The sequence below is a fragment of the Collinsella aerofaciens genome (genome assembly GCF_040915425.1).
Taxonomy (GTDB): Bacteria; Actinomycetota; Coriobacteriia; order Coriobacteriales; family Coriobacteriaceae; genus Collinsella; species Collinsella aerofaciens_BW.
Window position 1 is genome coordinate 1 of sequence record NZ_JBCPDN010000086.1, and the last position, 7,279, is coordinate 7,279.

Genomic DNA, 7,279 nt, shown 5'->3' on the forward strand with positions numbered 1-7,279 from the left:
GTCCTAGCTCGCGAAAATCGATACGAGGCGCCGGAGTATCCCAACGCTCGGGATACGAGAACGCGAACTGGATGGGAATACGCATGTCGGAAGCACCGAGATGCGCCATCACAGAGCCGTCGGCGAACTCGACCATAGAGTGAATCTTGGACTGACGCTGCACGACCACGTTAATGAAATCGAGATCGCAGTTGAACAGATGCATGGCCTCAATGCGCTCCAGGCCCTTGTTCATGAGGGTGGCGGAGTCGACGGTGATCTTGGCACCCATGGCCCACGTGGGATGTGCGAGGGCATCGGCACGCGTCACGCGGTCGAGCTCGCCGCGCGTGCGGCCAAAGAACGGACCGCCCGAGCAGGTGAGCCAAATACAATGAGCCTCGCGTGGGTTCTCCCCCAGATAGCACTGGTAGATGGCGGAGTGCTCAGAATCGACTGGAATAAGCTGGCCCGGTTGCGCCAACGGCATAAGCAAGTCGCCACCGACGACGAGGGACTCCTTGTTGGCAAGGGCAAGGCGCTTATTTGAGGTCAAGGCCGCATGGCTCGCCTCGAGACCGGCGGCGCCCACAATAGCGACGAGCACGCAGTCGACATCGTCGCGACGCGCGAGCTCGCAAACCGCTTGCGCGCCAACGCCAATCTTCGTTCCCTCGGGCAACTCCTGCAGCACGGCGTCATCGCCATGAGCGACATCGGCCACGGCAACCGCCGGAACCGAGAACTCGCGGGCAGCGGCAACGAGCTCGGAGGTACTGGAGTTAACGGACAGCGCCGTCACCTGCAGGAGATCGGCATGCTGGCGGCACACATCGAGCGCCTGAGTGCCGATAGAGCCCGTACAGCCCAGGATGGCAACACGGAGACGTCCATCGGGGCCATACGTCGTCTGGAAGGACATTACAGCACGCCTCCGATCATCAGCATCAGCTGCGCGGTGATGCAGCCGAAGATAAGCGAATCGCTTCGATCGAGCATGCCGCCGTGGCCCGGGATAAGGTTACCGGAATCCTTGACGCCCACACCGCGCTTGATGCGCGACTCGATAAGGTCGCCGATAACGCCCAGAATGGACACGACCACGCCGCACAGCAGCGCATAGGGCAGGCTGAGCTTGTAGAGGTGCGTCGCCCACAGGATGAGCCAAATCAAAACCGAGCCCAGGATGCCGCCGACAAACCCCTCCCAGCTCTTTTTGGGAGAGATCTTGGGAACCATCTTATGCTTGCCGATACGGCTGCCCACGATGTAGGCAAACGAATCGGAGACCCAAAGGGACGCGCAAACGCCCACCGAAAGCAGGGCGCCGGCAAAACCGGGCACGGCATCGCGCAGCAGCACGATAGCCGACAGCATAAAGCCAGTGTAAATGGGACCCATGAGCGTCACGGCCACATCAGAGATGCGGGTACGCGGCGACCAGACATACCAAATGCCCACAGCGAGCATCAGAGCAAAAAGCAGGGCATTCAGCAACATCGAATCGCCCAACGCCGAAAGCGGAAAGAGTACGGCGGCAGCGATACCCATGCGCTCGTTAGCCATCTTGCCATCGAGCCTTGTCATACGGAAAAACTCATAGCAGCACAGACCGCTCATGACAGAAACAAAGATGGCCGTGGGCACGATACCCAAAACCAGGCACAGGATAAAGACAACGGCGTAGACGATACCGGCGGCGGCACGGGTAATAAAGCCCGCCAGCCACGTACCGGTGCCGCTCTTCGCTGCAGGCGCGCCAGCAGTGGCAGCTTTGCGCGCAGGCGTCTTGGGAGCAGATGCCTTGGGACGATCGGACACGATTAAGCCTCCTCGGTCTTGCTCAGTCCACCAAACCTACGGTCACGGCCCTGATAGGCCAAAATGGCGTCGACAAGGCCCCAACGATCAAAGTCGGGCCAATAGGTATCGGTGACGTAGAACTCAGAATAAGCCACCTGCCACAGCAGATAGTTCGAAAGGCGCAGCTCACCAGAAGTGCGAATCACAAGCTCAGGATCGGGAAGGCCGGCGGTATAGAGGTGGGAAGCCACCATGTCGTCATCAATTGCGGCAGGATCGATCTTGCCGGCGGCAGCGTCGAATGCGATCTGACGGACAGCGCGGGTAATCTCGGCACGCGCGCCGTAGTTGACGGCAAGCGCCAGCGTCATGCCAGTGTGATCGGCGCACTCGGCAAGACCGCGTTCAAAAACGTCGCGCGTCTTCTTGGGCAACGCTGAAATGTCACCCAAAAAGACAACACGCACGTTTTCGCGCTTCAGAAGCGGCAACTCGTCGATAAACGTCTTGGCAAACAGATGCATCAAGACGTTGACCTCATGCTGCGGGCGGTTCCAGTTTTCGGTAGAAAACGCATAGGCCGAAAGCACGTCGACGCCCAGGCGCACGCAGGCAGTAATAATCTCGCGAAGGGAGACAATACCCGCCTTGTGGCCCTCGGTGCGTGCAAGACCGCGCGACGTGGCCCAACGACCGTTGCCGTCCATGATGCACGAGATATGGTGCGGAATGTTATTGAGGTCAAGGTCGGAAAAACCGACGCCCGCAGGGGCGTCGGCAAAGTACTCGACCAGTTTATGCTCGTCGTATTGCACCTTAGATCTCCATGACCTCGGCTTCTTTTTCCTTCAGAAGCTCCTCGACCTTGGCGACATACTCATCGGTGTGCTTCTGGACCTTGGCCTGCTCGCGACGGACATCGTCCTCGGTGAGCTCCTCATCGCGCTCGAGCTTGTTGTTGAAGTCGCGACGGATGTTACGGATAGACACCTTGGCCTGCTCGGCGTACTCGCGGCACTCCTTGACGAGCTCGCGACGGCGCTCCTCGGTGGGAGCCGGGAACGGCAGACGAACGACGGTGCCATCGGAGTTGGGGGTAATACCCAGATCGGAAGCGCCGATGGCCTTGACGATAGCATTGATGAGTGCCTTGTCCCACGGCTCGATGAGCAGCATGTGGGCCTCGGGGGTCTTGACGGCGGCAACCTGCGTGACCGGCGTGGGAACACCGTAATAATCGACGGTGATGTCGGAAAGAATGTTGGCATTGGCGCGGCCGGTACGAACCTTGGAGAAGTTATGCTTGAGGGACTCGAGCGACTTGTCCATATGGGCGGTGATGTTCTCTGCCATGCTTAATCCTCCTGATAGACGAGCGTGCCGACGGGCTCACCCGAAAGCGCGCGCTTGACGGTGTCCTCGCCATCGATGTTGAGGACCAAAATCGGCATACGGTTATCCTGGCACAGAGCCGTAGCCGTGGAATCCATAACCTGCAGGCCGCGGACGAGAACCTCGTGATAGGCAATCTTGTCAAAACGGACGGCATCGGCGCACTTGACGGGATCCTTGTCGTAGATGCCGTCAACCTTGGTGGCTTTAATCAGAATCTCGGCGCCGATCTCGCACGCACGAAGAGCCGCGGCGGTGTCGGTCGTAAAGTACGGATTGCCCGAACCGGCGGCAAAAATAACGACGTTGCCCTTGGAAAGGTGGTTGATGGCGCGACGGCGAATATAGGGCTCGCAGATCTCGTTCATCTGGATAGCGCTCATCACGCGGCAGGGAACATCGTTATGCTCGAAGGCATCCTGCAGGGCGAGCGCGTTCATAACGGTTGCCAGCATGCCCATGTAGTCGGCCTGAGCACGCTCCATGCCACCGGCAGCGCCGGCCATGCCGCGGAAAATATTGCCGCCGCCGACAACGACGCCGACCTCATGACCAACGGCGAGCAGCTCCTTGACCTGCTTGGCAAGATGGTCGGTAACCTTGGGGTCGATGCCATATTGGCCGTCGCCCATCAGTGCTTCGCCAGAAAGCTTAAGAAGCACGCGTTTATATCGGATGTCGGACAAAGCGATCCTCCTTTAGATTGAACTCTCAACATTCTATCAAAGGCTCTAAGAAGAGCCATGAAAAAGCAGGCTGTGAGTAAAACCCACAGCCTGCTCATTAACAGCTACAAGAGCTTATTTACTCGCCACGGACCAGACGGTCAAAGGCAACGACGGTAATGGTGTCGCCGAGCTCCTTGGAGACCTGCTCAGCGTACTTCTTGATGGTGAGGGAGCTGTCCTTGATGAACTCCTGCTCGGTGAGCACGGACTGCTTGTAGAACTTCTCCAGACGGCCGACAGCCATCTTCTCCTGAATGGCCTCGGGCTTGCCGGACTCGGCAGCCTGAGCCATGTAGATCTGCTTCTCGTGCTCGACGGTCTCGGCCGGAACCTGATCGCGGGTAGCGCAGATCGGGGCGACGGCGGCAACCTGAAGGGCAACGTCGTGAGCGAAGGTCTTGAAGGACTCAGCCTGAGCGGTCTCGGCCTTCTCGAAAGCAAACTCGACGAGGACGCCGATCTTACCACCCATGTGGATGTAAGAAGCGAGCGCGCCGTTCTCAGCCTTGCGGGCAGCGAAGCGGGAGATCTTCATGTTCTCGCCCATGATGTGAATCATCTCGGTGAGCTCGGAGGAAACGGTCTCCTCGCCCATCGGCTTCTCGAGCAGAGCGTCGACGTCAGCAGGCTCGGTGGTAGCGACAACCTCAGCGACCTTTGAAGCAAAGCCGGTGAACTTGGCGTTGGAGCCAACGAAGTCGGTCTCGCAGGAGAGCTCGAGCAGAGCGCCGGTCTTGCCATCCTCGGAGACGAACGCGGCGACAGCGCCCTCGTTGGTCTCACGGCCAGCCTTCTTGGCAGCCTTGGCAAGGCCGTTCTTACGCAGAACGTCGACAGCGGCGTCCATGTCGCCGTCAGCCTCGACGAGAGCCTTCTTGCACTCCATCATCGGGGAGTCGGTCATCTCGCGGAGCTGCTTGACCATAGCGGCGGTAATCTGGGCCATTGTGGTTCCTTTCAAAGAGATGAAAAAGAATTAACTAAGACTGATTTACTCGGCCTTGGGCTCAGCGGCCATCTCGGCCTCGGAGACCTGCTCCTTGCCGGAGCCAGCGAGGCAGGCGTCAGCCATGAGCTCGCACATAAGGGTGACAGCGGAGATAGCGTCATCGTTGCAGGGGATGCCGTACTCGACCTCGTCGGGATCGGAGTTGGTGTCGATCAGAGCGACGACGGGGATGTTCAGGCGCTGGGCCTCCTTGATGGCGTTCTCCTCGCGCTTGGTGTCGATGACGAAGAGAGCCTGGGGCAGACCCTTCATGTCGCGGGCGCCACCGAGGTTGGTCTGGAGCTTGGTGAGCTCCTTACCGAGCACAGCCTGCTCCTTCTTGGGGAGCACTGCCATGCGGCCGTCCTCGACCATGGCCTCGAGCTCCTCCATGCGGTTGATGCGGGAGCGGATGGTGACGAAGTTGGTCAGCATACCGCCAAGCCAACGCTGGTTGATGTAAGGCATGTTGGCGCGCTCAGCAGCGTTCTTGACGGCCTCCTGAGCCTGCTTCTTGGTGCCGACGAACAGCACGTTGCCACCCTTGGCGACGTTCTTGACGAAGGTGTAGGCCTGGTCGGCGTCGAGGATGGTCTGCTTGAGGTCGAGGATGTAGATGCCGTTGCGCTCACCGAAGATGAACGGCTTCATCTTGGGGTTCCAGCGACGGGTCTGGTGACCGAAGTGGCAGCCGGCCTCGAGCAGGGTGCGGATATTAATCTTGGTAGCCATGTTAAACCTCCTGTGGTTTGCCTCCGCGCGGGGTCATCCTCCAAAACCAACCCGGACATGTGCTACCAAAGCCCGGGCACCACGGTATGAAGTAGCCGCGCGTGCGTGATAAAAACATGTTGCCGTGAAGCAACCCGATGAATGATAGCAGGAATGCCTCTTCCTGCCAACCCGCAATCAAAACCACACACCTGAGTGCGGCGCGGGACGTCCCAGCCACTATTCGCCGCGGGGATGGGCTTGAGCCACAGCCCGCTTAAGCCGATCGGGTGTGAGATGCGTGTAGATCTGCGTCGTGGACAGGCTCGCATGACCTAGCAGCTCTTGAACCGAGCGCAGGTCCGCACCGCCCTCGAGCAAGTCGGTCGCAAAGGTATGGCGCATCGCATGCGGGGCGATGTCGGCCGGAATGCCGGCGAGCGTCGCCAGCGTATGGAACCGCCGCCGGAGCATCGCGGCGCTCATGCGATTGCCGCGCGCCGATATAAGCAGCGGATGCGGCCCGGTAGCGAGGTCGCGGCGCTTTGCCCGAGCGAGCAACTCCGGCCTCCCCTCCTCAATATAGAGATGCGTCACCTCGAGCGCACGACGATACAGAGGGACGATACGCTCCTTGCTCCCCTTGCCCCAAAGTCGCAGCGTTCGCTCGGACCAACCAATAGACTCCACGTTGAGCGCCGCGAGCTCCGAGATTCGCGCGCCGGAGGCATAGAGCAACTCAAGCATCGCCGCATCGCGCAGTCCCGCGGGCGTCGAGGTATCAGGCGTCTTGAGCAGCGCCTCGACCTGCTGGGTCGTAAGGACACCCGGCAGGTCACGCGGCAGCTTGGGCGATGCGATCGCCGAGACCGCATCGCCCTCGACAATCCCCTCGGCAGCCATCCAGCGATAGAGAGATCGAATGGCCGACAGGTGCGCCGCAAGCGTTCGGGGAGCCACCTGCTCACGCGAAAGCTCGGCAAGATAGCGACGAATGGTGCGCACGTCGGCAGCGAAAGCATCGATATCCTCGCGCTCGCACCAGGCAGCGAAGCGCTCCAGCCTCGAGCCATAGGCCGTCACCGTGTTGGGAGAAAGTCCCTCGACGCGTGCGATATAGGCGATAAACGAGTCGACGGTGTCGTACAGGTCAAAGGCTATGACCGGTCGCCTCCAAACAAGTCGGAACGCGTGGCCAAGTAGGCATCGAGGGCCTCGAGCGCACGGTCCGCATAGGCCTGATAGCGGTCGCGCTTGCTGCGGCGCTTACCGTCCTCGAGCGGCGGCACCAGGCCAAAGTTGACATGCATAGGCTGATAGCCCACGGTGGCAGGATCGGTCGCGTAGCCCACGAGCGCACCCAGGGCACCCACACGCGGCAACTCGACGCCCGCGGCACCGATAGCCTCGGCATAGGTGTTGAGCGCCGCGAGAAGACCTGTCGCCACGGCTTCCATGTATCCCTCGGTACCGGTGATCTGACCGGCCAGACGCACGCCGGTACCGGGCACGGCAAAGGTGCCATCGAGCACGTGCGGGGCGTCGACAAAGGTATTGCGGTGCATGACACCGTAGCGGAAGAACTCAGCGTTCTCCAGGCCCGGCACCATATGGAAGACGCGCTTCTGCTCGCCAAAGGTCAAGTTGGTCTGGAAGCCCACCAGGTTATAGGCGGTCT

At 60.3% G+C, this 7,279-nt stretch carries 9 protein-coding genes; all 9 read right to left on the minus strand.

Annotated features, from left to right (window positions below; all coding sequences use genetic code 11):
- The coding region (locus tag AB5164_RS09395; protein ID WP_368148029.1) for a 1-deoxy-D-xylulose-5-phosphate reductoisomerase at positions 1 to 901 on the minus strand (901 nt) is incomplete at its 3' end.
- Positions 901 to 1,800: a phosphatidate cytidylyltransferase gene (locus AB5164_RS09400; protein ID WP_368142313.1), complete on the minus strand. Its 900-nt coding sequence runs from the start codon at positions 1,798 to 1,800 to the stop codon at positions 901 to 903. The genes AB5164_RS09400 and AB5164_RS09395, both read right to left, overlap by 1 nt.
- Positions 1,801 to 1,802: 2 nt before the next feature.
- Positions 1,803 to 2,597, minus strand: coding sequence for an undecaprenyl pyrophosphate synthase (gene uppS, locus AB5164_RS09405; protein WP_117820570.1), 795 nt, complete (start codon positions 2,595 to 2,597; stop codon positions 1,803 to 1,805).
- Between the two features lies 1 nt (position 2,598).
- Positions 2,599 to 3,135 (minus strand): ribosome recycling factor, encoded by a 537-nt coding sequence (gene frr / locus AB5164_RS09410; protein WP_006236112.1) that lies wholly within the window; start codon positions 3,133 to 3,135, stop codon positions 2,599 to 2,601.
- Between the two features lie 2 nt (positions 3,136 to 3,137).
- On the minus strand, positions 3,138 to 3,860 hold the full coding sequence (pyrH, locus tag AB5164_RS09415) for a UMP kinase (protein ID WP_368142314.1): 723 nt from the start codon (positions 3,858 to 3,860) through the stop codon (positions 3,138 to 3,140).
- A gap of 118 nt (positions 3,861 to 3,978) precedes the next feature.
- On the minus strand, positions 3,979 to 4,848 hold the full coding sequence (tsf, locus tag AB5164_RS09420; protein WP_022094736.1) for a translation elongation factor Ts: 870 nt from the start codon (positions 4,846 to 4,848) through the stop codon (positions 3,979 to 3,981).
- Between the two features lie 45 nt (positions 4,849 to 4,893).
- Positions 4,894 to 5,622: a 30S ribosomal protein S2 gene (gene rpsB, locus AB5164_RS09425; RefSeq protein ID WP_006236109.1), complete on the minus strand. Its 729-nt coding sequence runs from the start codon at positions 5,620 to 5,622 to the stop codon at positions 4,894 to 4,896.
- A 219-nt stretch (positions 5,623 to 5,841) separates the two neighbouring features.
- Positions 5,842 to 6,762 carry a tyrosine recombinase gene (locus AB5164_RS09430; RefSeq protein WP_368142337.1) on the minus strand — a complete coding sequence of 307 codons (921 nt, stop codon included), beginning with the start codon at positions 6,760 to 6,762 and terminating at the stop codon, positions 5,842 to 5,844.
- A partial coding sequence (locus AB5164_RS09435) for an FAD-dependent oxidoreductase (RefSeq protein ID WP_368148031.1) occupies positions 6,759 to 7,279 on the minus strand: 521 nt, incomplete at its 5' end. The genes AB5164_RS09435 and AB5164_RS09430, both read right to left, overlap by 4 nt.